The 26,944-nt window shown below is 66.9% G+C and carries 26 protein-coding genes; 9 read left to right on the forward strand and 17 right to left on the reverse strand.

The window, feature by feature from the left end:
- The 3 genes from dnaA (at window position 1) to recF (ending at window position 3,631) form a co-directional block, all read left to right on the forward strand.
- Window positions 1–1,350, forward strand: a complete 1,350-nt coding sequence (gene dnaA / locus GB880_RS00005; protein ID WP_154493742.1) for a chromosomal replication initiator protein DnaA — start codon at window positions 1–3, stop codon at window positions 1,348–1,350.
- Window positions 1,351–1,442: 92 nt separating this feature from the next.
- Window positions 1,443–2,561, forward strand: a complete 1,119-nt coding sequence (gene dnaN, locus GB880_RS00010) for a DNA polymerase III subunit beta (protein WP_154493743.1) — start codon at window positions 1,443–1,445, stop codon at window positions 2,559–2,561.
- Complete coding sequence (gene recF, locus GB880_RS00015; protein ID WP_263467194.1) at window positions 2,558–3,631, forward strand: DNA replication/repair protein RecF; 1,074 nt, start codon at window positions 2,558–2,560, stop codon at window positions 3,629–3,631. The genes dnaN and recF overlap by 4 nt, the downstream gene beginning before the upstream one ends.
- On the opposite strand, the gene ade is transcribed toward recF, so the two are convergent.
- On the reverse strand, window positions 3,594–5,396 hold the full coding sequence (gene ade, locus GB880_RS00020) for an adenine deaminase (RefSeq protein ID WP_154493744.1): 1,803 nt from the start codon (window positions 5,394–5,396) through the stop codon (window positions 3,594–3,596). The two genes, recF and ade, sit on opposite strands and share 38 nt — an antisense overlap.
- Before the next feature lie 62 nt (window positions 5,397–5,458).
- Between ade and recO the strand changes: the two genes are divergently transcribed.
- The gene (gene recO / locus GB880_RS00025) at window positions 5,459–6,190 is read left to right on the forward strand and encodes a DNA repair protein RecO (protein ID WP_263467195.1); all 732 of its coding nucleotides are present in this window, start codon (window positions 5,459–5,461) and stop codon (window positions 6,188–6,190) included.
- On the opposite strand, the gene GB880_RS00030 is transcribed toward recO, so the two are convergent.
- The 3 genes from GB880_RS00030 to GB880_RS00040 all read right to left on the reverse strand — a co-directional run bounded on the left by GB880_RS00030 (window position 6,180) and on the right by GB880_RS00040 (window position 8,759).
- Entirely contained in the window at window positions 6,180–6,575 is a 396-nt protein-coding gene (locus GB880_RS00030; RefSeq protein WP_154494008.1) for an META domain-containing protein, read from the reverse strand. The genes recO and GB880_RS00030 overlap by 11 nt on opposite strands.
- A gap of 42 nt (window positions 6,576–6,617) precedes the next feature.
- Window positions 6,618–7,037, reverse strand: coding sequence for an META domain-containing protein (locus GB880_RS00035; RefSeq protein WP_154494009.1), 420 nt, complete (start codon window positions 7,035–7,037; stop codon window positions 6,618–6,620).
- A 78-nt stretch (window positions 7,038–7,115) separates the two neighbouring features.
- Entirely contained in the window at window positions 7,116–8,759 is a 1,644-nt protein-coding gene (locus GB880_RS00040) for an acyl-CoA dehydrogenase family protein (protein WP_154494010.1), read from the reverse strand.
- 199 nt (window positions 8,760–8,958) lie between these two features.
- On the opposite strand from GB880_RS00040, the gene dapE reads away from it, so the two are divergent.
- From dapE to GB880_RS00060, 4 genes are read left to right on the forward strand one after another with little or no spacing between them, the layout of a single operon-like run.
- Entirely contained in the window at window positions 8,959–10,110 is a 1,152-nt protein-coding gene (gene dapE / locus GB880_RS00045; RefSeq protein ID WP_154494011.1) for a succinyl-diaminopimelate desuccinylase, read from the forward strand.
- A complete protein-coding gene (locus GB880_RS00050; RefSeq protein WP_154494012.1) occupies window positions 10,107–10,526 on the forward strand; it encodes a GNAT family N-acetyltransferase in 420 nt (139 codons plus the stop codon). Before dapE ends, GB880_RS00050 begins: the two co-directional genes overlap by 4 nt.
- On the forward strand, window positions 10,523–11,038 hold the full coding sequence (locus GB880_RS00055) for a hypothetical protein (protein ID WP_154494013.1): 516 nt from the start codon (window positions 10,523–10,525) through the stop codon (window positions 11,036–11,038). Before GB880_RS00050 ends, GB880_RS00055 begins: the two co-directional genes overlap by 4 nt.
- A gap of 50 nt (window positions 11,039–11,088) precedes the next feature.
- Window positions 11,089–12,468, forward strand: a complete 1,380-nt coding sequence (locus GB880_RS00060) for a glutamate--cysteine ligase (protein WP_154494014.1) — start codon at window positions 11,089–11,091, stop codon at window positions 12,466–12,468.
- Window positions 12,469–12,525: 57 nt separating this feature from the next.
- Here GB880_RS00060 and GB880_RS00065 read toward each other — a convergent pair whose 3' ends face one another.
- The 6 genes from GB880_RS00065 to GB880_RS00090 form a co-directional block, all read right to left on the reverse strand.
- Window positions 12,526–12,957 (reverse strand): DUF2852 domain-containing protein, encoded by a 432-nt coding sequence (locus GB880_RS00065; RefSeq protein WP_154494015.1) that lies wholly within the window; start codon window positions 12,955–12,957, stop codon window positions 12,526–12,528.
- Between the two features lie 85 nt (window positions 12,958–13,042).
- Complete coding sequence (locus GB880_RS00070) at window positions 13,043–13,654, reverse strand: TetR/AcrR family transcriptional regulator (RefSeq protein WP_154494016.1); 612 nt, start codon at window positions 13,652–13,654, stop codon at window positions 13,043–13,045.
- A gap of 9 nt (window positions 13,655–13,663) precedes the next feature.
- Window positions 13,664–13,954 (reverse strand): HPr family phosphocarrier protein, encoded by a 291-nt coding sequence (locus GB880_RS00075; RefSeq protein ID WP_154494017.1) that lies wholly within the window; start codon window positions 13,952–13,954, stop codon window positions 13,664–13,666.
- Window positions 13,951–14,376 carry a PTS sugar transporter subunit IIA gene (locus GB880_RS00080; protein ID WP_154494018.1) on the reverse strand — a complete coding sequence of 142 codons (426 nt, stop codon included), beginning with the start codon at window positions 14,374–14,376 and terminating at the stop codon, window positions 13,951–13,953. The genes GB880_RS00075 and GB880_RS00080 overlap by 4 nt, the downstream gene beginning before the upstream one ends.
- Window positions 14,377–14,392: 16 nt before the next feature.
- On the reverse strand, window positions 14,393–15,349 hold the full coding sequence (rapZ, locus tag GB880_RS00085) for an RNase adapter RapZ (RefSeq protein WP_154494019.1): 957 nt from the start codon (window positions 15,347–15,349) through the stop codon (window positions 14,393–14,395).
- 10 nt (window positions 15,350–15,359) lie between these two features.
- Window positions 15,360–15,797 carry an HPr kinase/phosphorylase gene (locus GB880_RS00090; protein WP_154494020.1) on the reverse strand — a complete coding sequence of 146 codons (438 nt, stop codon included), beginning with the start codon at window positions 15,795–15,797 and terminating at the stop codon, window positions 15,360–15,362.
- Window positions 15,798–16,024: 227 nt separating this feature from the next.
- Here GB880_RS00090 and GB880_RS00095 point away from each other — a divergent pair, with 227 nt between their 5' ends.
- Window positions 16,025–17,623: a phosphoenolpyruvate carboxykinase gene (locus GB880_RS00095; RefSeq protein ID WP_154494021.1), complete on the forward strand. Its 1,599-nt coding sequence runs from the start codon at window positions 16,025–16,027 to the stop codon at window positions 17,621–17,623.
- A gap of 150 nt (window positions 17,624–17,773) precedes the next feature.
- On the opposite strand, the gene rnr is transcribed toward GB880_RS00095, so the two are convergent.
- The 7 genes from rnr to GB880_RS00130 form a co-directional block, all read right to left on the reverse strand.
- The gene (gene rnr / locus GB880_RS00100; protein WP_154494022.1) at window positions 17,774–20,032 is read right to left on the reverse strand and encodes a ribonuclease R; all 2,259 of its coding nucleotides are present in this window, start codon (window positions 20,030–20,032) and stop codon (window positions 17,774–17,776) included.
- A gap of 44 nt (window positions 20,033–20,076) precedes the next feature.
- Entirely contained in the window at window positions 20,077–20,298 is a 222-nt protein-coding gene (locus GB880_RS00105) for a formate dehydrogenase subunit delta (protein ID WP_154494023.1), read from the reverse strand.
- Window positions 20,295–21,095, reverse strand: coding sequence for a formate dehydrogenase accessory sulfurtransferase FdhD (gene fdhD, locus GB880_RS00110; RefSeq protein WP_263467196.1), 801 nt, complete (start codon window positions 21,093–21,095; stop codon window positions 20,295–20,297). The genes GB880_RS00105 and fdhD overlap by 4 nt, the downstream gene beginning before the upstream one ends.
- 3 nt (window positions 21,096–21,098) lie before the next feature.
- Window positions 21,099–23,978 carry a formate dehydrogenase subunit alpha gene (gene fdhF, locus GB880_RS00115; protein WP_154491621.1) on the reverse strand — a complete coding sequence of 960 codons (2,880 nt, stop codon included), beginning with the start codon at window positions 23,976–23,978 and terminating at the stop codon, window positions 21,099–21,101.
- Window positions 23,975–25,501 carry a formate dehydrogenase beta subunit gene (locus GB880_RS00120; RefSeq protein WP_154491618.1) on the reverse strand — a complete coding sequence of 509 codons (1,527 nt, stop codon included), beginning with the start codon at window positions 25,499–25,501 and terminating at the stop codon, window positions 23,975–23,977. Before GB880_RS00120 ends, fdhF begins: the two co-directional genes overlap by 4 nt.
- Window positions 25,498–25,977 carry a formate dehydrogenase subunit gamma gene (locus tag GB880_RS00125; protein ID WP_154491615.1) on the reverse strand — a complete coding sequence of 160 codons (480 nt, stop codon included), beginning with the start codon at window positions 25,975–25,977 and terminating at the stop codon, window positions 25,498–25,500. The genes GB880_RS00120 and GB880_RS00125 overlap by 4 nt, the downstream gene beginning before the upstream one ends.
- A gap of 98 nt (window positions 25,978–26,075) precedes the next feature.
- Window positions 26,076–26,942, reverse strand: a complete 867-nt coding sequence (locus tag GB880_RS00130; protein WP_263467197.1) for a LysR family transcriptional regulator — start codon at window positions 26,940–26,942, stop codon at window positions 26,076–26,078.
- Window positions 26,943–26,944 lie beyond the last annotated feature (2 nt).

Consider the following 26,944-nt stretch of genomic DNA (forward strand, 5'->3'; position numbering starts at 1 on the left):
ATGGACAAGATCTGGGGTCAGGCACGAGAGGAATTGCAGAAGATTGTCGGGGCTGACAGCTTCTCTACCTGGATCGAACCCCTCCGCCTGACCGAGGTCAGCGAGGGCACGGCCGTGATTGCCTGCCCCACGCGGTTCCTGTCCGATTGGGTTTCCCGCCACTACAGCGACCATATCCTCAAGGTGCTTGACCGTCTGGACGGGCCCGTTCACCGGTTGAGCTTTGAAACGCACGCCCAGCCCCCGCGTCAGGCCAATGCCTCCAGCGCTCCCCGCGCCGCAACGCCTGCCCGGCCGGCGGGCGATGACGAGCTGACCGCACCCCTGGACAGCCGCTTCACCTTCGAGAATTTCGTCGTCGGCAAGCCCAACGAGCTGGCCCATGCCGCCGCGCGCCGCGTGGCCGAAGGCGGGCCGGTAACCTTTAACCCGCTGTTTCTTTATGGCGGCGTCGGCCTGGGCAAGACCCACCTGATGCATGCCATCGCGCGCGAGATCCAGATCAGGCAGCCGGACGCCCGGGTGCTGTATCTTTCGGCGGAACAGTTCATGTATCGCTTTGTCCAGGCGCTGCGCGACCGCACGGTGATGGATTTCAAGGAACTGTTCCGCACGGTGTCGGTGCTGATGGTCGATGACGTGCAGTTCATCGCCGGCAAGGACAGCACGCAAGAGGAATTCTTCCACACCTTCAATACCTTGGTCGATCAGGGCAAGCAGATCGTGATTTCGGCCGACCGTGCGCCCGGCGAAATCAAGGACATGGAGGAACGCATCAAGTCGCGCCTGCAATGCGGCCTGGTCGTGGACCTGCACCCGACCGATTACGAATTGCGGCTGGGCATCCTGCAAAGCAAGACCGACAGCTTCCGCCTGCAATATCCCGGATTGCAACTGGCGCCGGGGGTTCTGGAATTCCTGGCCCACCGCATCACCTCGAACGTGCGGGTGCTGGAAGGGGCGTTGCAGCGGCTGTTCGCCTTTGCCAGCCTGATGGGGCGTGAAATCACCCTGGACATGACCCAGGAATGCCTGGCCGATATCCTGCGATCCAATGACCGCAAGGTTTCGATCGAGGAAATCCAGCGCAAGGTCGCCGAACATTACAACATCCGCCTGTCCGACATGATCGGTCCCAAACGGGTGCGCACCGTCGCCCGTCCGCGTCAGATCGCCATGTATCTGTCCAAGCAGATGACCTCGCGCAGCCTGCCCGAGATCGGGCGCCGTTTCGGCGGGCGCGATCACACCACCATCATGCACGGCGTCAAGAAGATCGAGGAGCTGCGCGGTTCGGACCGCAGCCTCGCCGAGGATCTGGACCTGCTGCGCCGGCTGCTCGAAGCCTGATTGCACGCGCTTGACGCTGCGGGGGAATCTGCCAAATTGGCCCCCCGCACGGCCAGCCCTGACGCAGGCCAGAACGACAACAAGGGTTGACCATGAAACTCTCGATCGAACGCGCCGATCTGGTGAAAGCCGTTTCGCAGGCCCAATCCGTGGTCGAGCGCCGCAACACCATTCCGATCCTGGCCAATGTGCTGATCGAGGCGACGGCCGATGGCGTCAGCTTCCGTGCCACCGATCTGGATACCGAAATCGTCTATCGCACCAACGCCCAGGTCGATCGGCCGGGTGCGACCACGGTTCCGGCATCGATGCTGAACGACATCGCCCGCAAGCTGCCCGACGGTGCGCTGGTGCAACTGGGGCTGGATGCCGCCACCGAGCGGCTGGCGGTGCAGGCGGGGCGCTCGAACTTCAGCCTGGCGACCCTGCCGCGCGAGGATTTCCCGGTGATGTCCTCGTCCGAATACAGCGCCAACTTCCGCGCGCCTGCCTCGGTCCTGCGGCGGCTGTTCGACAAGTCGAAATTCGCCATCTCGAACGAAGAGACGCGCTATTACCTGAACGGCGTTTACATGCATGTGGCGCAAGGCGACAGCGGCCCCACGCTGCGCTGCGTGGCCACCGACGGGCACCGGCTGGCGCGCATCGACGCCCCCCTGCCCGAGGGTGCGGCCGATATGCCCGGCGTGATCGTGCCGCGCAAGACCGTGGCCGAGCTGCGCAAGCTGCTGGATGATGACGACACCGAAATCGCCGTTTCTGTCAGCGAAACCAAGGTGCGCTTCGCCACCCCGACCATTACCCTGACCTCCAAGGTGATCGACGGCACCTTCCCGGATTATTCGCGCGTGATCCCTGCGGCCAATGCCCGCAAGCTGGAAGTGGATGCCGGAGATTTCGCCAAGGCGGTGGACCGCGTCGCGACTGTCAGCAGCGAAAGATCGCGGGCGGTCAAGATGTCGCTTGATGAGGATCGGCTGGTCCTGTCGGTGAACGCTCCCGATTCGGGCGCTGCCGAAGAGGAGCTGCCGGTGGCCTATGCCGACGATCCGCTGGAAATCGGGTTCAACGCCAAATACCTGCATGAAATCGCCAGCCAGATCGAACGCGAGAACGCGGTGTTCTTCTTCAATGGCGCGGGCGATGCGGCCCTGATCCGCGAGGGCGCGGACACCAGCGCCGTCTATGTCGTCATGCCGATGCGGGTGTGAGCCTTGTCCGGCTGCGTCTGACCCAGTTTCGCAGCTGGGAGCGGCTGGGCCTGGAGCTTGACCAGCGCCCGCTGGCGATTCACGGCCCGAACGGCGCCGGCAAGACCAATATTCTCGAGGCGGTGTCGATGTTGTCTCCCGGGCGTGGCATGCGCGGGGCCAACGCCGCCGATCAGGCCCGGCGTGGTCCGGGTGCGGGCTGGCAGATCCGGGCCGAGACCGACCAGCACCAGATCGTCACCCGCGCCCTGCCCGGCCAGTCGCGCGAGGTCGAGATCGACGGCAAGCCCGCTGCGCAGGTTGCGCTGGGGCGGCTGTTGCGGGTGATCTGGCTGACACCGGCCATGGACCGGCTGTGGACCGACGCACCCGAGGCACGACGCCGGTTTCTGGACCGGCTGACGCTGAGTTTTACCCCTGGCCATGCCGAGGACGCGCTGGCCTATGACAAGGCCATGCGCGAAAGAAACCGGCTGCTGCGCGACCAGATCCGGGATCCGGCCTGGTATCGGGCGCTTGAAATCCAGATGGCGGATGCCGGGGCGGCCGTGACCCGGAACCGGCTGGACGCGCTGGACCGGTTGATGGTGGCGCAACAGGGCGCGGCAACCAGTTTCCCTGCCGCCCGTCTGACGCTGCTGGCGGGCGAGGGTTTTGCCGATGACCCCGATCCGGACAGTATCGCGGCACGGCTGGCGCAGGGGCGCGGGCGCGACATGGCGGCCGGGCGCAGCCTGACCGGGCCGCATCGCGCCGATCTGGGAGCGCATTGGGGACCGCAGGACATGCCGGCGGCGCTGTCCTCGACCGGCGAGCAAAAGGCGCTGCTGCTGTCGGTGATTCTGGCCAATGCCAGGGCACTGGCGGGCCAGGGGCCGCTACTGCTTCTGGATGAGGTCGCAGCGCATCTGGACGCCGAACGGCGGGCGGCGCTTTACGACGAAATCTGCGCGCTCCAGGCTCAGGCGCTGCTGACCGGCACCGGCCCCGAACTGTTCGAGCCCTTGCGCGGACGCGCGCAATTCCTGCCGGTCATCCGGCAGGATCAGGGCTCGGACCTGGCACGATAAGATCGACCAGCCGGAACTCGCGCACATCGACGATGCCCAGATCCGAGATGCGCAGCTCCGGGATCACCACCAGCGCCAGCAGCGAATGCTGCATATAGGCGTTGTTCAGCGTGCAGCCGCAATCGCGCATCGCCTGCACAATGGCCTGTGCGGCCACCGCGACTTCGGCGGCGGGCCGGTCCGACATCAGCCCGGCGATGGGCAGCGCCACCGTCGCCAGTTCTGCGCCGTCGCGAAACACCGTGACCCCGCCCCCGATGGCACCCAGATGATTTGCCGCCGCGGCCATGTTGTCGCGATCGGTACCGACCACGATCATGTGATGGCTGTCATGAGCCACGGTCGAAGCCACGGCCACCCGTCCCTGATAGCCGAAACCGGAAACAAAGCCGTTGACCACGCTGCCGGTGCCGCGGTGGCGCTCGACCAGCGCGATCTGGCAGACCTCGCCCTGGCCTTCGACCACACCGTCGCGGATTGGCAGTTCCGCCTGCAAGGCGCGGGTGGGCGCCTGGTTTTCCACCACGCCGATCACCCGCACCCGTGCGCTGTCGCCGCTGGCCCGCACCTGGAAATCCTGCGCGGTCAGGGTCTTGCCCAGATGCACGGAATCGCGCGCCCGCGCCGGCCAGTCGATGCGCGGGCAATCGACCAGCAATTGCCCGTCGCGGGCCACCACCTGCCCCTGGGCCACCACCAGTTCGATCGGCAATTGCCGCAGATCGGATGTCAGGATCACATCCGCGCGCCGGCCGGGGGTGATGCTGCCCAGTTCGCGCTCCAGCCCGAAATGCTGCGCGGCGTTGATGGTCGCCATCTGGATCGCCACCAGCGGATCGCAACCGCAATCGATGGCATGGCGCACCACCCGGTTCATGTGACCTTCGTTGACCAGCGTGCCGGAATGGCTGTCGTCGGTGCACAGGATGAAGAACCGCGGGTCCAGACCTTTTTCGGTGATGGCGGTGATCTGCGGTTCGACATCATACCAGGCCGAGCCGTAACGCATCATGCAGCCCATGCCCTGGCGCACCCGGGCGATACCTTGTGCCTCGCTGGTGGTTTCGTGGTCATCGGCCGCGCCGCCGGCGACATAGGCATGAAACGGCCGCCCCAGGTCGGGGCTGGCATAATGGCCGCCCACGGTCTTGCCTGCGGCACGCGTCGCCGCGATTTCGGCCAGCATCTGGCGGTCTCCGGCGGCGACAGCCGGAAAGTTCATCATCTCGCCCAGGCCGATGATTCCGTCCCAGCCCATCGCCTGCGCCACCTCGCCCTCGGTAATCGGGGCGCCGGTGGTTTCCAGCCCGGGGGCCGAGGGCGCACAGCTGGGCATCTGGGTGAACATGCTGATCGGCTGCAGCAGCGATTCGTCGCGCATCAGCCGCACGCCTTCAAGGCCCAGCACATTGGCCACCTCGTGCGGATCGTGAAAAATGGTGGTGGTGCCATGCGGAATTACCGCCCCGGCAAAGCCGGCCGGCGTCAGCATCCCCGATTCGACATGCATATGCGCATCGATCAGCCCCGGCACCATGAACCGGCCGGCGGCCTCGATGACCTCGGTCTGCGGACCAATGGCTGGGCCGGCATCGGGCCCGACATAGGCCACGCGCCCGTCGGCGATGGCGATGTCGGTATCGGCGATCACCTCGCGGCTATGCACGTTCACCCACCGACCGCCGCGGATCACCAGATCGGCGGGCGCGCGCCCCGCGGCCACCTCGACCAGGCGCGGCTGCGATTCGATCCAGGGTTTCAGCATCTCACTCTCCTTGTTCCTGACCCCCAGATTGCGGCAGGGTGGCGGCGAAGGAAAGGCATCCGATGGAATGGAGCGGCGACGCCAGCGTCATCACCCTGACCCGCCATGGCGAAAGCGCGGCGATCCTGACCGTGCTGTCGTCGGATGCGGGGCTGCTGCGCGGCCTGGTGCCGGGCGGCGCCAGCGCCCGACGCGCGGCGATGCTTCAGCCGGGAAACCGCGTCAGCCTGCGCTGGCGCGCCCGGCTCGAGGATCAGCTGGGCACCTTTGCCGCCGAGCCCCTGCGCGCGCGGCCGGGGTTGCTGGCCACGGCCGAAGCCTTGGCCGGGCTGAACGCCATCACCGCGCTGCTAAGCTATGCCCTGCCCGAACGTGACCCACACCCGCGCCTGGCGCAGAGGACCGAAAGCCTGCTGGACCGGATCGATCAGGCCGCGCCCTGGGCCGAGCATTATCTGCGTTGGGAGCTGTGCCTGCTGGACGAACTTGGATTTGGACTGGACCTGGATGCCTGCGCCATCACCGGCCGACGTCAGGGGCTGGCCTATGTCAGTCCGCGCAGCGGCCGCGCGGTATCGGCCGAGGCCGCAGGCGACTGGGCGCCACGACTGCTGCCGCTACCCACCATGCTGGGCGGGTGCGGCAATGGCGGGCTGGCCGACGGGCTGCGCCTGACCGGCCATTTCCTGCACGCGCGCCTGGCCGAGGCCCACGCCGGCCGGCCCCTGCCCGCGGCCCGCGCCCGCCTGGTGGCGCGCCTGCTGGATCGGCCTGCGGACGCGGCTAGCGGCTGACCGCGCGCCAGCGGATGGTGACCTCGGGGCCGGTCATGATCAGCTCATCACCCTCGCGCCGGGCTTCGCGCACGGCGGCGAGTGCGTCGAAGAACGCATTCTCGCCCCCTTCCTGGATGCAGGCGCGGCGGGTGGTGGCAAGCGCGCCCAGATCCAGCGCCGGCAGGGTGGCGCGGTTCTTGCCCATGTAATTGTTGCATGGCCCCTGGCCGGACACCGCCCCATCTGCTGCCAGGCTGAACGTGGGCTTGCCCGAAACCGTTACCCCCTCGATGGCGATCAGGTCGTAATCGCCCACCAGGGCAGCGGCCTTGTCCTCGGCCTCGCTGCATCCTGCCAGGCCGAAAGCCAGCGGCAGGCTCAGCGCCATCAGCATCTTGCGCATCGCGACACTCCTTTTTGCGGACCGGTCACAGGCCACCCTTGGTTACTTGCGATAGCCGGGTTCATAGGTCAGATAGGTCGGGCCCATGATCGTCAGCACGCCACCTTCGTAGCTGATGCCGTTCGCCTGGCTCAGAGCCTGGAAATAGCGCCGCTCAAGTTCGCCTGCCTTGCCGGTGCAACCGATTTCGGTCTGGGTCAGCGGCCCCAGCTTGAACGCAGGCGGCTCGGCGGTTTGCGGGGCGGCATAGCTGTTGCAGGGCGCCTGCCCCGAAATCGAGCCATCGGCGGCGATGGTCATGCCGACATTGCGCTGCGGCACGGTATCGGCGCCGATGCCGACCAGCACATAGGGACCGGTGGGCACGGCGCTGCCCGGGGTGCTGCTGGGCGGCACGGGTTCGCAGGCGGCAAGCCCAAGCGTCGCGGCAAGGGCCAGGCAAATCATCGGCATACGGGTCATGGCGGCAGCTCCGTTCAATCTGTTGCCGCCATAATGCCTGATCGGCCGCAACTGTCCAGCAGGCGCGGGAATTTCGCGTCAGTCCAGCAGCCTGCGTGCAATGACCTGCGCCTGGATCTCGGCCGCGCCCTCGAAGATGTTGAGGATGCGGGCATCGCACAGGATCCTGCTGACCGGATATTCCAGCGCAAAGCCATTGCCGCCGTGGATCTGCAGGGCATTGTCGGCCGCCGCCCAGGCGACGCGCGCGCCCAAAAGCTTGGCCATCCCCGCCTCGAGGTCGCAGCGCCGGCCGTGATCCTTTTCCCAGGCGCTGAAATAGGTCAACTGCCGGGCGATCATGATTTCCACCGCCATCATCGCCAGCTTGTCGGCCACGCGCGGAAAGGCGGCCAGCGCCTTGCCGAACTGCTTGCGGTCCAGCGCATAGCGCAAACCCATCTCGCAGGCGGCCTGGGCCACGCCCACGGCGCGGGCGGCCGTCTGGATGCGCGCCGATTCAAAGGTCTCCATCAGCTGCTTGAAGCCGCGCCCCGGCGTGCCACCCAACAGGTTGTCGCCCCTGACGCGGAAGCCGTCAAAGCCCAGTTCGTATTCCTTCATCCCGCGATAGCCCAGAACGCCGATTTCACCGCCGGTCATGCCGGGGGTCGGGAACGGGTCCGCATCGGTGCCCGGCTGCTTTTCGGCCAGGAACATCGACAGCCCGCGCCAGTCGCTGCTGTCTGGATCGGTGCGAGCCAGCAGCGTCATCACATGGGTGCGTTGGGCGTGGGTGATCCAGGTCTTGTTGCCGGTAATCACCCAGTCGTCGCCATCGCGCACTGCACGCGTGCGCAGGCTGCCCAGGTCCGAGCCGGTGTTCGGTTCGGTGAATACGGCGGTGGACAGGATCTGCCCCGAGGCCAGACCGGGCAGCCATTTCTGCTTCTGTTCGTCGGTGCCGCCGCACAGGATCAGCTCGGCCGCGATCTCGCTGCGGGTGCCAAGGCTGCCGACGCCTATATAGCCGCGCGACAGTTCCTCGGTCACGACAACCATCGAGGCCTTGGACAGCCCAAGCCCGCCATATTCCTCGGGGATGGTCAGACCGAACACACCCAGCTCGGCCAGTTCCTCGATGATTTCCATCGGGATCAGCTGATCCTTCAGGTGCCATTCGTGGGCGTTCGGGATCACCCGTTCCTCGGCATAGCGGTGGAACTGGTCGCGGATCATGCCCAGATCCTCATCGAGGCCGGCATCGCCAAAGGTGGAACGGCCCAGCGCATCCTGCATCAGGCCGGCCAGTTCGGCGCGCGCGGCCGGCGTGTTGCCGCCCATCAGCGCAAGGGCGGCCGCGCCCGGCTGCCAGGCGATGCCCAGATCGGACAGGCGGGCAAATTCGTGCTGGCTCATCGGAATCCCGCCCTGGATCTGGGTCAGGTATTCGCCCAGGCCGATTTCCAGGATCCGCTGTTCCATCGCGCCCAGCCGGCCCTGATCCTGCAATCGCGCCGCCCAGCCGGTCAGCTGGCGGATCGATTCCACATAGGTGGCCAGCCATGACAGCGCATGCGCGGCGTGCTGGTGCTGTTCCAGCAGATCCGCCTGCGGCTTGCCGTCGCGGCTGACCAGGGCGCGCAGCGCCTCGGTCGCGCGGGCCAGCAGATCGGACAGATCCGGCAGCGCCGCCTGGGCAGTGGTCATGATGTCGGGCGAATCGGCGGGCTTGTCCTTCATGGGCGTTCCTTGTCGGCAGCGGGGTGCGGCATTGCAGCATGATTAACGCCTTTGCAGACGCAGCGCAACTATCATGCGCACAGACGACGCCTTTCGCACGATAATAACCCGCCCACCCTTGCAATGCCGACAACCACCGGCACGGCGCTGGAACTGCGACCGGCTGCGGTGTAACCCCGACCCAGAACAGGAGAGTGCGATGCCCCAGACCCCCGACCCCGCCGAATTGACCGCCCGGCTGATCCGCTGCCCCTCGGTCACCCCCCAGGAAGGCGGCGCGCTGGAGTTGCTGCAGGAATTGCTGGGCGCGGCTGGTTTTGAATGCCACCGGGTCGATCGCAACGGCACACCCAACCTGTTCGCGCGCTGGGGCGCCCGCGGGGCGGCGCGCAGCCTGGGCTTCAACGGCCACACCGATGTGGTGCCCCCGGGCGATGCCGCCAGCTGGACCCACCCGCCGTTTTCCGGCCACCAGGCCGACGGCTGGATCTGGGGGCGCGGCGCCACCGACATGAAATCCGGCGTCGCCGCCTTTGTCGCCGCCGCCATCGGCTTCGTGCGCGAAACCCCGCCCCGGGACGCGGCGCTGATCCTGACCATCACCGGCGACGAGGAAGGCCCCGGCAAGGACGGCACCCGCGCGCTGCTGGACTGGATGGCCGCGCAGGGCGAGCGCATGGATGCCTGCATCGTTGGCGAGCCCTCGAACCCCGACCGCCTGGGCGAGATGATCAAGATCGGGCGCCGCGGCTCGATGACGCTGAACATCGAGGCGCGCGGGGTTCAGGGCCATGCCGCCTACCCGCATCGCGCCCGCAACCCGATCCATGCGCTGATCGCGCTGCTGCACGATCTGACCAGCCAGCCGCTGGACCAGGGCACCGAACATTTCGACCCGTCGGGATTGCAGGTGACCACCGTCGATTGCGGCAACCCGGCCTCGAACGTGATCCCGGAACGGGCACGGGCGACCATCAACATCCGCTTCAACGATGCCCATGATTCGGCCAGCCTCGAACGGATGATCCGCGCCCGCGCGCAGGCCATCGCCGCCGAAACCGGCGTTGGCTTTGCCATCGACACCGATGTCTCGGGCGAAAGCTTCCTGACCGCGCCCGGCCCCTTTGTCGATCTGGTCGCCGATGTGGTGCGGCAGGAAACCGGCCTGACCCCGGTGCTGTCCACCTCGGGCGGAACCTCGGATGCGCGCTTCGTCAAGGATCACTGCCCGGTGCTTGAATTCGGGCTGGTGGGGCATTTCATGCATCAGGTGGACGAGCGCGTGCCCGCCGAACAGGTGCGGCAGCTGTCCCGGATCTATCGCCGCATCCTGGAGCGTTACTTCGCATGATCGAAACCACCCGCGACCTCGAGTCCTGCCGCGCCATCCGCCGCGCGGTGTTCATCGTCGAACAGAACGTCCCCGAGGCCGAGGAATGGGACGGCCGCGATGGCGAGGCAACGCATCTGCTGGCCCGCGACGCAGAGGGCCGCGCCATCGGCACCGCGCGCATCCTGATCCAGGGCGAAACCGGCAAGATCGGCCGCGTCGCAGTGCTGGCCGAGGCCCGTGGCACCGGCATCGGTGCGGCGCTGATCCGCGCCGCGCTGGACCATCTGCGCCGGACGCCCGGCATCACCCGCGCCAGTCTGGGCGCGCAAACCCATGCCATCGGCTTTTACGAAAAGCTGGGCTTTGTCGCCCATGGGCCGGAATATGACGATGCCGGCATCCCGCATCGCGACATGACGATGGAACTGCGATGATCCGCCCGGAACTGGCCGAACGGCTGCGTCCCTGGGCCGAAACCGCCGCCGCTCTGGCGGCGACGGCGGCAGGGCTGTGGCTGTTCAGCCTGGGCGGCTGGCTGTTCTGGCCGCTGGGGGCATTGGTCGCGGGCGCAGCGGCGCTATGGGCGCTGGATGCGCGGCGACGGATGCGTTTTGCCCGCGACAGTCTGGGCCCGGGTCTGGTCGAACTGGACGAGGGCGCGATTCGCTACCTGTCGCCGAACCGGCTGCTGGGCGGCGAAATCGCCCTGCGCGACCTGTCCGAAATCCGGCTGATGCGGCTGAACGGCCAGTCGCACTGGCGCTTGAAAAGCATCGATGCTCAGGCCCTGCTGATCCCGGTGGACGCGCGCGGCGCGCCGGCGCTGGCCGGGGCTTTTGCAACCCTGCCCGGCATCGATATGGGTCGCGTTACCGCCGCGCTGGCGCCAGACCGCCCCGCGATCCAGACCGTCTGGACGCGCCCCGCCTACGCCCGCTTGACTTGAGCCGCCGCGCTTGTCACCTGTGACGCAGCAAGGCAGATGAAAGGCCCCCGATGTCCATTCCCCAACAGGGCGGCGGCCCGATCGAACGTCCCGAACAACTGGCCGAATACATTGCCTCGGGCGAAAAGCCCAGGGAACGTTGGCGCATCGGAACCGAGCACGAGAAATTCGGCTATCGCCAGGCCGACCACATGCCGCTGCCCTATGACGCGCCGCCGGGCCAGCCCTCGGTCCGCGCCATGCTCGAGGGGCTGCGCGACCGCTTTGGCTGGACCCCGGTGCTCGAGGCCGGCAACATCATCGGTCTGGAACGCAACGGCGCCAATGTCAGCCTGGAGCCAGGCGGCCAGCTGGAACTGTCGGGCGCGCCGCTGGAAACCATCCACCAGACCTGCGACGAGGTGAACCAGCACCTGGCCGAGGTGCGCGAGATCGCCGAGCGCATGGGCGCGGGGTTCATCGGTCTGGGGGCCGCGCCGATCTGGCGGCAAGAGGACATGCCGATGATGCCCAAGGGGCGTTATCGGCTGATGACCGATTACATGGGCCGCGTCGGCACGCTGGGCACGCAGATGATGTATCGCACCTGCACGGTGCAGGTGAACCTGGACTTCGCCTCGGAAGCGGACATGGTGCAAAAGCTGCGGGTGGCGCTGGCGCTGCAACCGGTGGCCAATGCGCTGTTCGCCAATTCGCCGTTCCTCGACGGCAAGCCCAACGGCTGGAAAAGCTGGCGTGCGCATATCTGGCAGAACCTGGACGATGCGCGCACCGGGCTGCTACCCTTTGCCTTCGAGCCGGGCATGGGCTATGAACGTTGGGTCGATTATGTTCTTGATGTGCCTATGTATTTTGTCTATCGTGACGGCAAGTACATCGACGCGCTGGGACAAAGCTTCCGCGATTTCATGCAGGGCCGGTTGCCGGCGCTGCCCGGCGAAATTCCCACCCTGTCCGACTGGGCCGATCACCTGACCACAGTATTTCCCGAAGCGCGGGTCAAGAAGTTCATCGAGATGCGCGGCGCCGACGGTGGGCCATGGCGGCGGCTGTGCGCCCTGCCCGCGTTCTGGGTCGGCCTGATCTATGACCAGACGGCACTGGATGCCGCCTGGGATCTGGTCAAGGGCTGGGATGCCCCCATGCGCGAGGCATGGCGCCAGGCCGCCGGGCGCGAGGCGTTGCAGGCGCAGGTCGACGGCCGGTCGATGCGCGATCTGGCGCGCGAGGTGCTGGCCATCGCCGAAGCCGGGCTGAAGGCGCGGGCGCGACCCGGCAATGGCGGCATGGTGCCCGACGAAAGCCATTTCCTGGACGCGCTGCGCGAAAGCGTCGACAGCGGCCAGGTGCCGGCGGATGAATTGCTGGCCCGTTATCACGGCGACTGGGCTGGCGATCTGGATCGCATCTACGCCGAATATTCCTATTAGGCGCGGACAGCCTGCGGGCTTGCGCCGGGGGCAAGGCGCCCCCGGCTGCGGCCGGGATCAGGCCTGCGGCTCTTGCGGGGCCTGCGGATCGCGGCGGCTTTGCATGAACTGGTCGAACTCGGCCTTGTCCTTGGCTTCGCGCAGCTTTTCCAGAAAGCTCAGGAACTCGCGGTGCTCGTCCTCGAGCCGGCGCAGCGTCTCGGCGCGATAGGCGTCAAAGGCGCTGTTGCCGGTGGGACGGGCAAAGCCCTGCCCCGAATGGCGATGCAGGTGGTTCATGTGATGGCGGTGGCGGCAGGAAAACATGCGTTTGCTCCAGATGACATAGGCCAGCAGGGCCAGACCCAGCGGCCAGCAGGCGACAAAGGCCAGGATGGTCGCGGCGATCCAGGCCCCCTTTCCCCGTTCGTCCAGCCAGTCCCGCATTGCGGCCGCAGCGGCCCAGATACGGTCCATGACCGAAGCGCGCGGAGCGATCTCGGTATTCATGGTGATCCCTTTCCCATGTGAATGTTAATCACATTTACATAGATGGGTCTGCGCTGGCGCCTTTCAAGCGTCCAGGTCGCAAATTTCATTCGGGGATCAGCCCCAGCCCACGCAGATAGATCAGCACACCGCTTTCCAGCATATCGGCCGGTGCAATGGGCGAGCGGCTTCCGGGGGCACCCCGGCCGAACAATTCGACCACACCGTGACTGAGCGCCCAGATGTGATCGGCGATGATGCCGGCCGGGGGCCGGCGGTCTGGCGGCAGGCGATCGAACAAAGCCTCGGCCCCGCTCAGCAACACGTTGCGCGCCCGCGCCGACGCGAGTTGCAATCCGGCATTGCCGGCGATGGACAGGCCCGCCTCGAACATGGCGATGTAATAGCCACGGCGGTCGGCAGCAAAGTTCAGGTATTCCTGCCCCATGCGCAGGAATGCGGTCAGCGGCCGCGGCCGGCCGCCGTCAAACGCCGCCTCCAGCCGATCGGCAAATTCCTCGAAGCCCTGGCGCGCGACCTCCTCCAGCAATTCCTCGCGTCCGGTGAAATGGCGATAGGGCGCGGCGGCGCTGACGCCGGCCAGACGCGCGGCCTCGGCCAGGGTAAAGGCCTGGGGACCGCGTTCCTCGATCAGGCCCACGGTCGCCTCGACCAGCGCCTGACGCAGATTGCCGTGGTGATAGGATGATCGGGCCATGCGCGGCCCTTACATGCCTTCGCCGAAATAATCGCCGACCAGCGCCGTCAAGGCCTCGGCCAGTTCCAGGGCCTGGGCGCCGCGAGTGGTGACGCGGATGGTGCTGCCGCGCGGCGCGGTCAGCATCAGCAGACCCATGATCGAATCGCCTGAAACGCTCATCCCGTCCTTTTCGACGATGGCCTGGGCGTCGAAGCGTTCCACCGTCTCGACGAACTTGGCGCTGGCGCGCGCGTGCAGGCCCTTTTCGTTGATGATGGCCAGTTCGCGGGTCACGATCCCCGTGGTCAGGTCGTTCATGATACTGCCCGTGTCGGCACCGGCAGCACATCCGCGGGCAGAACGTCGTAACTGTTGATGTATTTGCGCCCGGCATCCTTTGCCAGGGTCACGGCATCGGCCACCGGCAGCTTGCGCGACTTGGCCAGCTTGACCAGCATGGGCAGGTTGGCGCCATAAAGGATCGAACGGTTCTGGCAGGCACAAGCCATCAGGGACAGGTTCGAGGGCGAGCCGCCGAACAGATCGGTCACGACAACCACACCGTCGCCCGAATCCACCGCATCTGCAGCGGCGCAGATTTCGGCCTGTTTCGCGCCCCTGTCATGGTTTTCCTCTATCGTGACGGCCCGGATCCCGGTCTGAGGGCCCACGACATGCTCGACCGCGGAAAGATATTCCCGCGCGAGGCCACCATGCGCAACGATGACAATCCCGATCAATTCGTCCTACCACGCATCAGCCGCTACCCCTGCGCCCGTGCTGTGCGAGAGGCCGATCTTGGCCTTCATCCCCAGGTGCCGGCGCCTTTTCGCGGCGTTCAAGTTCCCGGTGCCTAATTGACACCTGCCAGCCTGCTTTCGCAAGCGCATCTGCCATTTTTTCCGCCATTGTGACGGAACGGTGCTGCCCCCCGGTGCATCCGAAGCCGATTGCCAGATGCGCCTTGCCCTCCTCAAGATGGGCAGGCAGGGTAAAAAGCACAAGATCCCTGACCTTTTCGAAAAAGGGCGCGAATCGTTCATCGGCCATCACATATCGCTGAACGGCACTGTCCCGTCCGTCCAGGGCTCGCAGATCGCGATCCCAATGCGGGTTGGCCAGAAAGCGGCAGTCGAACATGACATCCAACCCTCGCGGCACGCCCCGCTTGTAGGAAAAGGATTGCACCGAAACGCCAAGCCTGCGCCCCGGCTGGGTTTCAAACCAGCGCGCCAGCTCTGCCTTCAGATCGTGTGGAGTCAGTTCCGATGTATCGACCAGCACATCTGCCCGCGCCCGGATCGGCGCCAGCAGGTCGCGTTCGGCAGTGATCGCCTCTAACGGCGAGCCCTCGGCCCGCAGCGGATGGCGGCGGCGCGTTTCGTTGAAGCGCCGCAACAGCACCTCGGTGCTGCAGTCCAGAAACAGCACCTCGGGCGCGTATTCGGGCAGGCGCGTCAGCTTGTCCAGAAGCTCGACCAGATTCGTGACGGAAAAATCACGGTTGCGCACATCAAGCCCCAAGGCCAAGGGCACCGGCCGCGCTGGCCCGTCCAGCAGACGCGGCACCAGCGACAGTGGCAGGTTGTCGATCGCCTCGTAACCCAGATCCTCCAGCACATTGATGGCGGTGGATCGGCCGGCGCCCGACGGGCCGGTAATCAGCACCAGCCGTTGGACATTTTCGTCAATCGTGGGCTGCACATCTGTCATCCTGGGGCCATCATAGATCACATTGCCCTGAATCGTCCGTATCGGCCCGTCCTCCGTCGAGATATTGCAACAGTGCTGATGCAAGATGGTCACGCCCCTGCCCCAGGACCAGATCCAGCGGCACATCCAACAGCACGATCCGACGATGAGGGGGCAGCCGCAGCGGCTCGGGACGGGCCAGATCGACGGCCAGCGCCAGCGGTGCCGGGCCGCAAGGCCGCGCCGTCAGGATACCGATGCCGCGCGCCTCGATCCGGCCGCGAATCGCGGTCGGCGCATCGGCGATCAGGCGTCCGCCGTCGCGGCGCAACAGCGTGCGGTCATCGGCCACCAGCCCGGAGCCGCGCGCCATCATTTCCAGCGCCAGCGTGGATTTGCCCGATCCCGACGGCCCCAGGATCAACAGTCCCCGGCCGCAATGAACCACGCAAGAGGCGTGCAGGATCATTCGGTGGCCCTTTCTGCAACGGCGAATCGTGTGACGCCGCGGCGGCTGCGGCTGAGGCGATGTGACAAAAACTTGACGCATCGACCATGTTTTCGTCAATGTTTGCGCTAACCTTTTCTGGTGGCGCTAACTCTATCCTTAAGTGCGCTTTCTCTGGGGAAATGGCGTGTTATAGGACCGGCAACGGCCGGTTGTCGGCCCCGAAATCTTGCAGGAGCACAGGTGCCATGTCCCACGCACGCGTCAATCCGAACTGCCGGCTCGAGGATCAGGGGATCACGGGGCTGGGGAAAGTTCACTACAACCTGCTGGAGCCGGCCCTGATCGAGGCCGCACTGAAACGCGGCGAAGGCAAGCTGGGCCTGGGCGGCACCTTCCTGGCAACCACCGGCGCCCATACCGGCCGCTCGCCCAAGGACAAGCATGTCGTGCGCACGCCCTCGGTCGAAAACACCATCTGGTGGGACAACAACAAGCCGATGGCGCCCGATGCCTTCGACCGCCTTTATGACGACATGCTCGCTCACATGAAGGGCAAGGAATACTTCGTCCAGGATCTTTACGGCGGCGCCGACCCGGCCCTGCGTCTGGACGTGCGCGTGGTGACCGAACTGGCGTGGCACAACCTGTTCATCCGTCACCTGCTGCGCCGTCCCGCGGCCGAGGAACTGGCCAGTTTCGTTCCCGACTTCACCATCATCAACTGCCCCTCGTTCAAGGCCGACCCCGAACGGCACGGTTGCCGGTCCGAAACCGTGATCGCGCTGAATTTCGACCGCAAGCTGATCCTGATCGCCAATACCGCCTATGCCGGCGAAAACAAGAAATCGGTGTTCACGCTGCTGAACTACATCCTGCCGGAAAAGGGTGTGATGCCGATGCATTGCTCGGCCAACCACGCCATCGGCAACCCCGACGATTCGGCGATCTTCTTCGGCCTGTCGGGCACCGGCAAGACCACGCTGTCGGCCGACCCTTCGCGCACGCTGATCGGTGACGACGAACACGGCTGGTCCGACAACGGTATCTTCAACTTCGAAGGCGGCTGCTACGCCAAGACCATCAACCTCTCGGCCGAGGCCGAACCGGAAATCTACGCCACCTGTTTCCGCTTCGGCACCGTGATCGAAAACATGGTCCATGATCCGGACACCCTGGAACTGGACTTCGACGACAATTCGATCACCGACAACATGCGCTGCGCCTACCCGCTCGAGCAGATCTCGAACGCCTCGCCCAGCTCGCTGGGCGGCAAGCCGCGCAACGTCATAATGCTGACCTGCGACGCCTATGGCGTGCTGCCGCCCATCGCCCGGCTGACCCCGGCGCAGGCGATGTATCACTTCCTGTCGGGCTTCACCTCCAAGACGCCGGGCACCGAACTGGGCGTGACCGAACCGACCCCGACCTTCTCGACCTGCTTCGGCGCCCCGTTCATGCCGCGTCGCCCCGAGGTTTACGGCAAGCTGCTGCAGGAAAAGATCGCCGCCTCGGGCGCGACCTGCTGGCTGGTCAACACCGGCTGGACCGGCGGCGCCTTCGGCACCGGCAAGCGCATGCCGATCAAGGCCACCCGCGCGCTGCTGACCGCGGCGCTGGACGGGTCGCTGAACAATGTCCAGTTCCGCAAGGATCCCAATTTCGGCTTCGACGTGCCGGTATCGGTCCCCGGGGTCGAGGACAAGTTGCTGGACCCGCGCCAGACCTGGGCCGACCCGGCCGCCTATGACGCCCAGGCCCGCAAGCTGGTGGCGATGTTCAGCGACAATTTCGCCCAATACGCCGACAAGATCGACGACGACGTGCGCGCCGCCGCCATCGGCTAGGCCGCAGCCGACCAGAAACTTCGATGGGGGCAGCATCGCGCTGCCCCTTTTCGCATCAAGGTCACCGGTTTGTTTCCGCACCGGAAACAGACCGGGAAAAGGCGCAAAGCCGGGCGCGAGCCCGGCTTTTCCGCTGGATTGACGGTCCGGTCAGTCGCGCCGGCGCTTGCGTTTTTGCGCGCGCTTGACCTCGGCCAGGCGGGCCTGCACGGCGCGCTTGCGCATCGGTCCCTTGCCGCGGCGGGCCGATCCGCCCTGCGGCAGCGGCCGGCCCTCGATCTCCAGCAGTTCCAGCATCAAGCCGCCGGTCAGCGGCACCGCCTCGGACAGGCGCACGGTCACGCGTTGGCCGATGCCGATTTCCAGCCCGGTTTCCGACCCCATCAACACCTGGGCATCCGGGTCGTAATGGAAATATTCGCGCCCGATCTCGCGGATGGGCAGCAGCCCGTCGGCGCCGGTCTCGTCCAGCCGCACGAAGGCGCCGAATTTCTGCACGCCCGAGATGCGGCCGGTGAATTCGGCCCCGACGCGTTCGGACAGATAGGCGGCCAGGTAGCGGTCGGTGGTGTCGCGTTCCGCCGCCATCGAGCGGCGCTCGGTTTCGGAAATCTGCTTGGCGGTCTCGGAAAGGTTCTCGATATCCCATTGCGACAGACCATCCTTGCCCCACTTATGCGCCAGAATCAGCGCGCGGTGCACGATCAGGTCCGAATAGCGGCGGATGGGCGAGGTGAAATGCGCATAGGACCGCAGCGCCAGCCCGAAATGGCCAAAATTCTCGGGGTTGTAATAGGCCTGCTGCATCGAACGCAGCGCGGTCATGTTGATCAGCTCGTCGAAATCCGAACCCTCGGCCTGTTCCAGCAACCGGTTCAGATGTCGCGTCTGCAGCACCTGCCCCTTGGCCAGCGTGAACCCCGAGGCCTCGGCCACCTCGCGCAGCGCGTCCAGCTTTTCGGCGCTGGGTTCTTCATGCACCCGATAGAGCAGCGGCCGCCGCAGCCGTTCCAGTTCCTCGGCGGCGGCCACATTGGCCAGAACCATGAACTCCTCGATCAGCTTGTGGGCATCGAAGCGCTCGCGAAAGTTCACCGATTTCACCCGGCCGTCGTCACCCAGCACGATGCGGCGTTCCGGCAGATCCAGCTCCAGCGGCTGGCGACGGTCACGCGCCGCCTTCAGCAGGCCATAGGCATGCCACAGGGGCCGGATCACCCGATCCAGCAGCGGCGCGGTCTGGTCATCGGGCCGGCCGTCGGCCGCCGCCTGCGCCTGTTCATAGGACAGGCTGGCGGCGGACCGGATCATGCCGCGATGAAAGCTGTGGCCGACCTTGTTGCCCTGGGCGTCCAGACGCATCCGCACCGCGATCACCGCCCGATCCACGCCCTGATGCAGCGAACACAGATCGCCCGACAGGATGTCGGGCAGCATCGGCACCACCCGGTCCGGGAAATAGGTCGAGTTGCCGCGCCGGCGCGCCTCGCGGTCCAGCGCGCTGCCCGGGCGGACGTAATGGGCAACATCGGCGATCGCCACCCAGATATCGGCACCACCATCCTCGGCGATGCGGGCGCCCACCGCATCGTCGCGGTCGCGGGCATCGGAAGGGTCGATGGTGACCAGGGCCAGATCGCGCAGATCCTCGCGCCCCTGCATCGTCGCGGGTCGGGCGGCATCGGCCTCGGCCATCACCTCGTCGGGGAAATCGTCGGGAATGCCATGCTGATGAATGGCGATCAGGCTGACCGCCCGCGGCGCCGAAGGATCGCCCAGCCGTTCGGTGATCCGCGCCAGCGGCAGGCCCAGCCGGCCGCGCGGACCGATCTGCTCGGCCTCGACCAGCTCGCCATTGCGCGCGCCATGCACCTCGCGCGCGGGGACCGACCATTCCTTGTCGGCGCCCTTGTCGATGGGCAGGATGCGACCGCCGGCATCGCTTCCCGGCGCGGCGGCGCGAAAGATGCCGACGATCTTGTGGCTGGTGGCGCCGATCCGGCGGATCAGCCGCGCCTGATAGTCGTGGTCCTGCCCCCGCACCTCGATCAGCCGGGCCAGGATGCGTTCGCCGGGCGCCAGCGCCGGATCCGATTTCAGCGGCGCATAAAGGACGCGCGGCATCGGCCCCTGCCCCTGCCATTCCATCGGCCTGGCAAAGATGTCGCCGTCCTTGTCGGGCGGCAGCAATTGCAGCACCGTGACCGGCGGCAGCCGTTCGGCGTCGTGGTAATGGCGGCGGCGGCGCTCCAGCAGCCCTTCGGCCTCAAGCTCTTTCAGCAGGCGCTTCAGCTCGATGCGGGCGGCACCCTTGATGCCGAATGCCTTGGCGATATCGCGCTTGGCGGTTGCGTCGGGATGGGCGGAAACCCAGTCCAGGATCTCGGTGCGGGAAGGTAGCTGTGCCATGGCCGCAAGCTAGCACGCGGGCCCGGCGGGCGGCAGGGGCAAAATCAGGCCGCCGGCACCCGCACGAATGCCGCGGCGTCGCGCACCACCGGGTCCGCCGCCGCCCCCTGGCGGATCATTTCGACAAAGTCGCGGCGCATCTGCGGCGCCCAGTTGTCGTTGATATGGGCCGCGACCGCCTCGGCCGGTGGGCGGTCGGGCTGGTGGCGAAAGAAATCGGCCATCTGGCCGGCCATGCGGATCAGCTTGCTGCGGTCTTGGGTCATGGGGTTTCGATGATGCGCCAGGGATGGGTGTAAAGATCGAATTCGGCGCCGCGGGCGCGGCCGATCAGGGTGATGCCCGCCCGTTCGGCCCAGTCCAGCGCCAGGGCGGTGGGGGCGCTGGCGCCGATCAGGATGGGCACCCCCAGCCGGGCGGCCTTTTGCACCAGATCGACCGACAGGCGCGAGGACATCACCACCGCCCCCGCCGAGGCATCCATGCCCTGCCGCGCCAGCGCCCCGGCCAGCTTGTCCAGCGCATTGTGGCGTCCGACGTCTTCGCGCACCAGCACCGCGGCGCCGTCCCAGAAACCTGCGCCATGCATCGCCGGGGTGGCCTGGCGCAGCACCTGCCCGGCGCCCAGCGCCGCCATGGCGCGCGCCACGTCGGCGGCCGGCATCCGCCAGTCCGAGCCGACCGCGACGACCCGCGGCAGGGCGGCGGCGATGCTGTCCACCCCGCACAGGCCGCAGCCCACCGGGCCGATCATGCTACGCCGCCGTTCGGTCAGCGCCGCGGACAGGCCCGGCCGCAGCCACAGCCGCGCCTCATGCGCGGCAAAGCCGCGCACCTCGACCTGCGCCTGGTCAAAGCCCAGCACATCGTCGGGTGCGGCAATCACCCCTTCGGTCAGAGCAAAGCCCAGCGCCAGATCGTGCAGATCGGCGGGCGTCGCCATCAGCACCGCCTGGCTCATACCGTCGATGACGATGGCGACCGGCGCCTCGGCAGGTTCGGGCGGCGGCGCGGCGGGCTGCCAGGCCCCCGCCCAGCGCATGGCTCCGGTCATGTCGCGCATCGCCTATTCCGCCGCCGCGGGCAGGATGCGCCGCGCCAGGTCCGCGTGCTGGCGATAGCTTTCCTGCCAGTCCGACGGACCGTTCGAGGGGCTGACCTGCACCGCCGTCACCTTGAATTCCGGGCAATTGGTGGCCCAGTCGGAGTTTTCGGTGGTCACCACATTGGCCTGGGTCGTCGGGTGGTGGAAGGTGGTATAGACCACCCCCGGCGCCACCCGTTCGGTGATCTGCGCCCGCAATGTGGTTTCGCCGGCGCGCGAGGTCACGCGCACCAGATCGCCGTCACGAATACCCCGGTTTTCCGCGTCCGAGGGGTGGATTTCCAGCAGATCCTCGGGGTGCCACAGGCTGTTGTCGGTGCGCCGGGTCTGGGCGCCGACATTGTATTGCGACAGGATGCGGCCGGTGGTCAGCAGCAGCGGGAAACGGGCGCCGGTGCGTTCCTCGGTCGCGACATATTCGGTGTGGATGAACTTGCCCTTGCCGCGCACGAAACCATCGACATGCATCACCGGCGTGCCCAGCGGCGCATCGGCATTGCAGGGCCATTGCACCGATCCCTCGCGGTCCAGCAGGTCATAGCTGACCCCGGCAAAGCTGGGCGTGGTCAGGGCGATTTCGTCCATGATCTCGCGCGGGTGGCGGTAATCCCAGGCGGCGCCCATGCGGTTGGCCAGCATCTGGGTGATCTGCCAGTCCTGATAGCCGTTGCGCGGGGTCATGGCGCGGCGCACCATGTTGATGCGGCGCTCGGCATTGGTGAAGGTGCCGTCCTTTTCCAGAAAGCTCGAGCCAGGCAGGAACACATGCGCATAGTTCGAGGTCTCGTTCAGGAACAGGTCCTGGACGATGACGATGTCCATGGCCGAAAGCGCGCTGGTGACATGGCGGGTGTCGGGGTCGGACTGCACGACATCCTCGCCCTGGCAATACAGTCCGCGAAAGCGGCCGGCCAAGGCCTCGTCGAACATGTTGGGGATGCGCAACCCGGGTTCGGGCGACAGCTCCACCCCCCAGACCCGCTGGTAAAGCGCCCGCGTCTCGGGGTCCGAGACATGGCGATAGCCGGGGTATTCATGCGGAAACGACCCCATGTCGCAGCTGCCCTGCACGTTGTTCTGCCCGCGCAAGGGGTTCACGCCGGTGCCCGGCCGGCCGATGTTGCCGCACAGCATCGCCAGGTTCGCAATCGCCATCACCGTGGTCGAACCCTGCGAATGTTCGGTCACGCCCAGACCGTAATAGATACTGGCGCGCGGCGCGGCGGCATAGGCGCGGGCGGCCTGGCGGATCAGGTCGGCGGGCACCTGTGAAAGTTTCTCGACCTCCTCCGGCGCATGGCGCGGATCCCGCACGAAATCGGCATAGGCCAGGAATTCGTCCCAGTCGCAGCGTTCGCGGATGAAATCGGCGTCATACAGCCGTTCGGATACGATGACATGGGCCATCGCCGTCAGCACCGCGACATTGGTGCCCGGCCGCAGCGGCAGATGCAGCCCCGGCCGCATGTGGGGCGTCGCCAGCAGATCGATTTCGCGCGGGTCCAGCACGATCAGCCCCGCCCCCTGGCGCAACCGCCGACGCAGGCGGCTGGCAAAGACCGGGTGGCCATCGGTCGGATTGGCGCCGATGATCAGCGCCAGATCGGTTTCGTCCACCGAATCGAAGTCATGCGTCCCGGCCGAGGTGCCGAAGGCGGTCTTGAGCCCGTAGCCGGTCGGCGAATGGCAGACCCGGGCGCAGGTGTCGGTGTTGTTGTTGCCGAACACCGCCCGCGCCAGCTTCTGGACCAGATAGGTTTCCTCATTGGTGCAGCGCGACGAGGTGATGACCCCGATGCTGTCGCGGCCATGATCGGCTTGGGCGCGGCGCAGCCGGCTGGCGGCGAAATCCAGCGCCTCGTCCCAGCTGACCACCCGCCAGGGGTCGGTGATGCGCTCGCGGACCATCGGTTGCAGAATCCGGTCCTGATGGGTGACATAGCCCCAGGCAAAACGGCCCTTGACGCAGCTGTGGCCGCGATTGGCCTTGCCATCGCGGCTGGGCACCATGCGCACCACCTCTTCGCCGCGCATATGGGCGTCGAAGGAACAGCCGACGCCGCAATAGGCGCAGGTGGTCTTGACCACATGTTCGGGGGTGCCGATCTGGATCACCTTGTTTTCGATCAGCGTCGCGGTCGGACAGACCTGCACGCAGGCCCCGCAGCTGACGCAATCCGAGGACAGGAAGTCGTCGCTGGCCATGCCGGCGCTGACACGGCTGTCGAAGCCGCGCCCCTCGATCGTCAGGGCAAAGGTGCCCTGCACCTCTTCGCAGGCGCGCACGCAACGCGAACAGACAATGCATTTCGCCGGATCGAAGGTGAAATAGGGGTTCGACTGGTCCTGCGGCCGGTATTCGGGGTTCGGGCCATCGGAATCGCGGCGGGCGAAATGATTGGCGCCGGGTTCATAGCGCACCTCGCGCAAGCCGACGGCGCCGGCCATGTCCTGCAATTCGCAATCGCCATTGGCGGCGCAGGTCAGGCAATCAAGCGGATGGTCGCTGATGTAAAGCTCCATCACGCCGCGGCGGATGCGGGCGATCTCGTCCGTCTGGGTGCGCACGACCATGCCTTCGGCGACAGGGGTGGTGCAGGACGCCGGCGTGCCGCGCATGCCGTCGATCTGCACCACGCACAGCCGGCAGGAACCGAAGGCGCTGACGTGATCGGTCGCGCAGAGTTTCGGCACCGTGATCCCGGCCAGGGCGGCGGCGCGCATCACGCTGGTGCCGGCCGGCACGCTGACCGCGATGCCGTCGACCGTCAGGGTAACGGTCACGTCCGAAACGGCGGCGGGCGTGCCGAGGTCGCGGTCGGGAATGATGAAATCCTTCATTCGGCGGCCTCCTGGCGGGGCTGGTTGCGCCCGTTGAAATCCTGGGGGAAATGGGTCAGCGCCGACATCACCGGAAACGGCGCAAACCCGCCCAGCGCGCAAAGCGAGCCCCATTTCATCGTGTGGCAAAGGTCGGTCAGCAGCTCGATGGCCTGCGGATCGCCCGCGGCAATGCGGTCGATGGTCTCGACCCCCCGCACCGAACCGATGCGGCAGGGGGTGCATTTGCCGCAGCTTTCGGCAGCGCAGAATTCCATGGCGAAACGCGCCAGCTTCAACATGTCGGCGCTGTCGTCAAAGACCGTGATCCCGGCATGACCCAGCAGACCATCGCGCCCGGCCAGTTCCTCGTAGCCGAAGGGCACGTCGAAATTCCAATGGGGCACATAGGCGCCCAGCGGCCCGCCGACCTGTGCCGCCTTGACCGGACGGCCGCTGGCCGTGCCGCCGCCGATGTCGTTGATGATCTGGCCCAGGGTCATGCCGAAAGGCGCCTCGAACAGGCCGGCATGGCGAACATTGCCCGACAGCTGGATCGGAATCGTGCCCTTGGACCGGCCGATGCCCAGCCGGGCGTATTCCGCGCCGCCATGGGTCAGGATCCATGGCACCGTGCCCAGCGAGATCACGTTGTTGACCACGGTCGGCCGGCCCAGAAACCCTTCCAACGCCGGGATCGGGGGCTTGGCGCGCACGGTGCCGCGCCGCCCCTCAAGGCTGTTGAGCAGACTGGTTTCCTCGCCGCAGATATAGGCGCCGGCGCCGACGCGCAGCTCGATCTCGAAGGCGTGTTCGGACCCCAGGACCGAGGGGCCCAGAATCCCCGCCTGCCGCGCCTTGCCGATCGCGGCCTCAAGGACGCGGATCGCATCGGGATATTCGCTGCGCACATAGACATAGCCCTGGACCGCGCCGGTGGCGATGCCGGCGATCACCATGCCCTCGATCAGGGTCAGGGGGTCGCCCTCCATCAGCATGCGGTCGGCGAAGCTGCCGGAATCGCCTTCGTCGGCGTTGCAGACGATGTATTTGCGCGCGCCCGGCGCATCGGCCACCGTCTGCCACTTGATCCCGGTGGGAAAGCCTGCGCCGCCGCGGCCGCGCAGGCCGGATTGCGTCAACTCGTCAATGATGCGCCGGGGGCCGATCTCGATGGCGCGCACCAGACCGGCCAGCCCGCCATGGGCCTCGAATTCCGACAGCGACAGCGGGTCGATGATGCCGACGCGGGCAAAGGTCAGCCGCTGCTGTGCCTGCATCCAGGGCAGATCTTCGACCGGGCCCAGGGCCAGCGGGTGATCGTTGCCGCTGCGGATTGCCTGCATCAGACCTTCGACATCCTGCGCGGCGACGGGGCCATAGCCGTAGCGGATGCCGTCGCGCTCGACCTCGACCAGCGGTTCCAGCCAGATCATGCCGCGGGTGCCGTTGCGGGTGACGGTGAAATCGCGCGCCAGGGCCGCGGCCACCTCGTCGGCGCCCAGGGCCCTGGCGGCCGCGTCCAGAGGAACCCATACCCTCATGCGCCCACCTCGGCCACCATGCGCCTGACCTTTTCCAGGGTGGCCCGACCCAGCAGCCGATCGCCCAGTTGCGCAGAGGGCGCACAGGCGCACAGACCCAGGCAGAACACCGGCTCAAGCGTCAGCCGACCATCGGCGCTGGTCTGGTGCCAGTCGAGGCCCAGCGCGGCGCGCAGCTGATCGGCCAGCGCATCGGCGCCCATGGACTGGCACGCCTCGGCCCGGCACAGCCGCAGCACATGCCGACCGGCGGGGCGTTCGCGGAAATCGTGGTAGAAGCTGACGACCCCATGCACCTCGGCCCGGGTCATGCCCAGTGCGACGGCGATCAGCGGCTGCGCCTGTTCGGGGATATGGCCCCATTCGGCCTGGACATCGTGCAGGATCGGCAGCAGCGGCCCCTCGCGGTCGCGATGGGCGGCGATGATGTCGTCAAGACGTTGGCGGAAATCAGCGTCGCGCGCTGCAAGGGTCATGGCTGGGTGGGTCCGGGCTTGTGATCTGTCGCCGCAGACTAGTCGCGAGCGATAGACACAGCAATCCTGAACTCCCGTTTATCGATTGATAGATTCTATCAAGCTGTGGCCAGAGTCGCCGCCGATTTCAACAGCGCATCGACCAGCGGCGGATGCGGCTCGCGCCGGGCAGTGACCAGCCCGACCAGATGCCCGCGCCCGGTCAGGTCGCGCGCCCGCACACCATCGGGCAGCGGCAGACCCTGCGCCAGTGCGCGCGGCAGGATCGCCGCCCATTCCCCCGTCGCCACATGCGACAGGATCGCCAGCATCGATGTCGATTCGACCCGCGGCATCGCATCCGCCCCGGCCTCGACCAGGTGGCGGGTGACGATGCGGCGGTTCTGCATGTCGGGGGTCAGCAGGCACAGCGGCCGCGTCGCCGCCTCGGCCCAACCCACGGGCCCGCGCGCCTCGCTGCGGTCGATCAGGCAATAGGTTTCACGATAAAGGGCAAGGCTATGCACCCGGCCCAGGGGCTCGCTGTCCAGGTAGGTGACGCCCGCATCCAGTTCCAGCGCCTCGATCTGGTCGCGGATCTCGTCGGAAGAACGCGACAGGATCGAGACCGCAGCATTTGGGTGACGGCGCAGGAACGGGCCGGTCAGTTCGGCTATGCGCGGCATCGCCGTGGGGATGACGCCGATGCGCAGCCGCCCAGAAACGCCCTTGCGCCGGGCCTGCATCTCGGCCTGCATGGCGCGGGCATCGCCGACGATGCGCCGGGCCCAGTCCAGCACCCGCTCGCCCTCGGGCGTCAGCCCCTGATAGCGCGAGCCGCGCCGCACCAGCTGCACGCCCAGCTGTTCCTCGAGCGCCTTGATGGCCGATGACAGCGAGGGTTGGGTGATGCCCAGTTCCTCGGCCGCGCGACCGAAATGGCCGGCGCGCGCCAGGACCATGAACATCGACAGCTTGTCGATCACCC

The organism is Paracoccus sp. SMMA_5_TC, from assembly GCF_009696685.2.
Classification (GTDB): Bacteria; Pseudomonadota; Alphaproteobacteria; order Rhodobacterales; family Rhodobacteraceae; genus Paracoccus.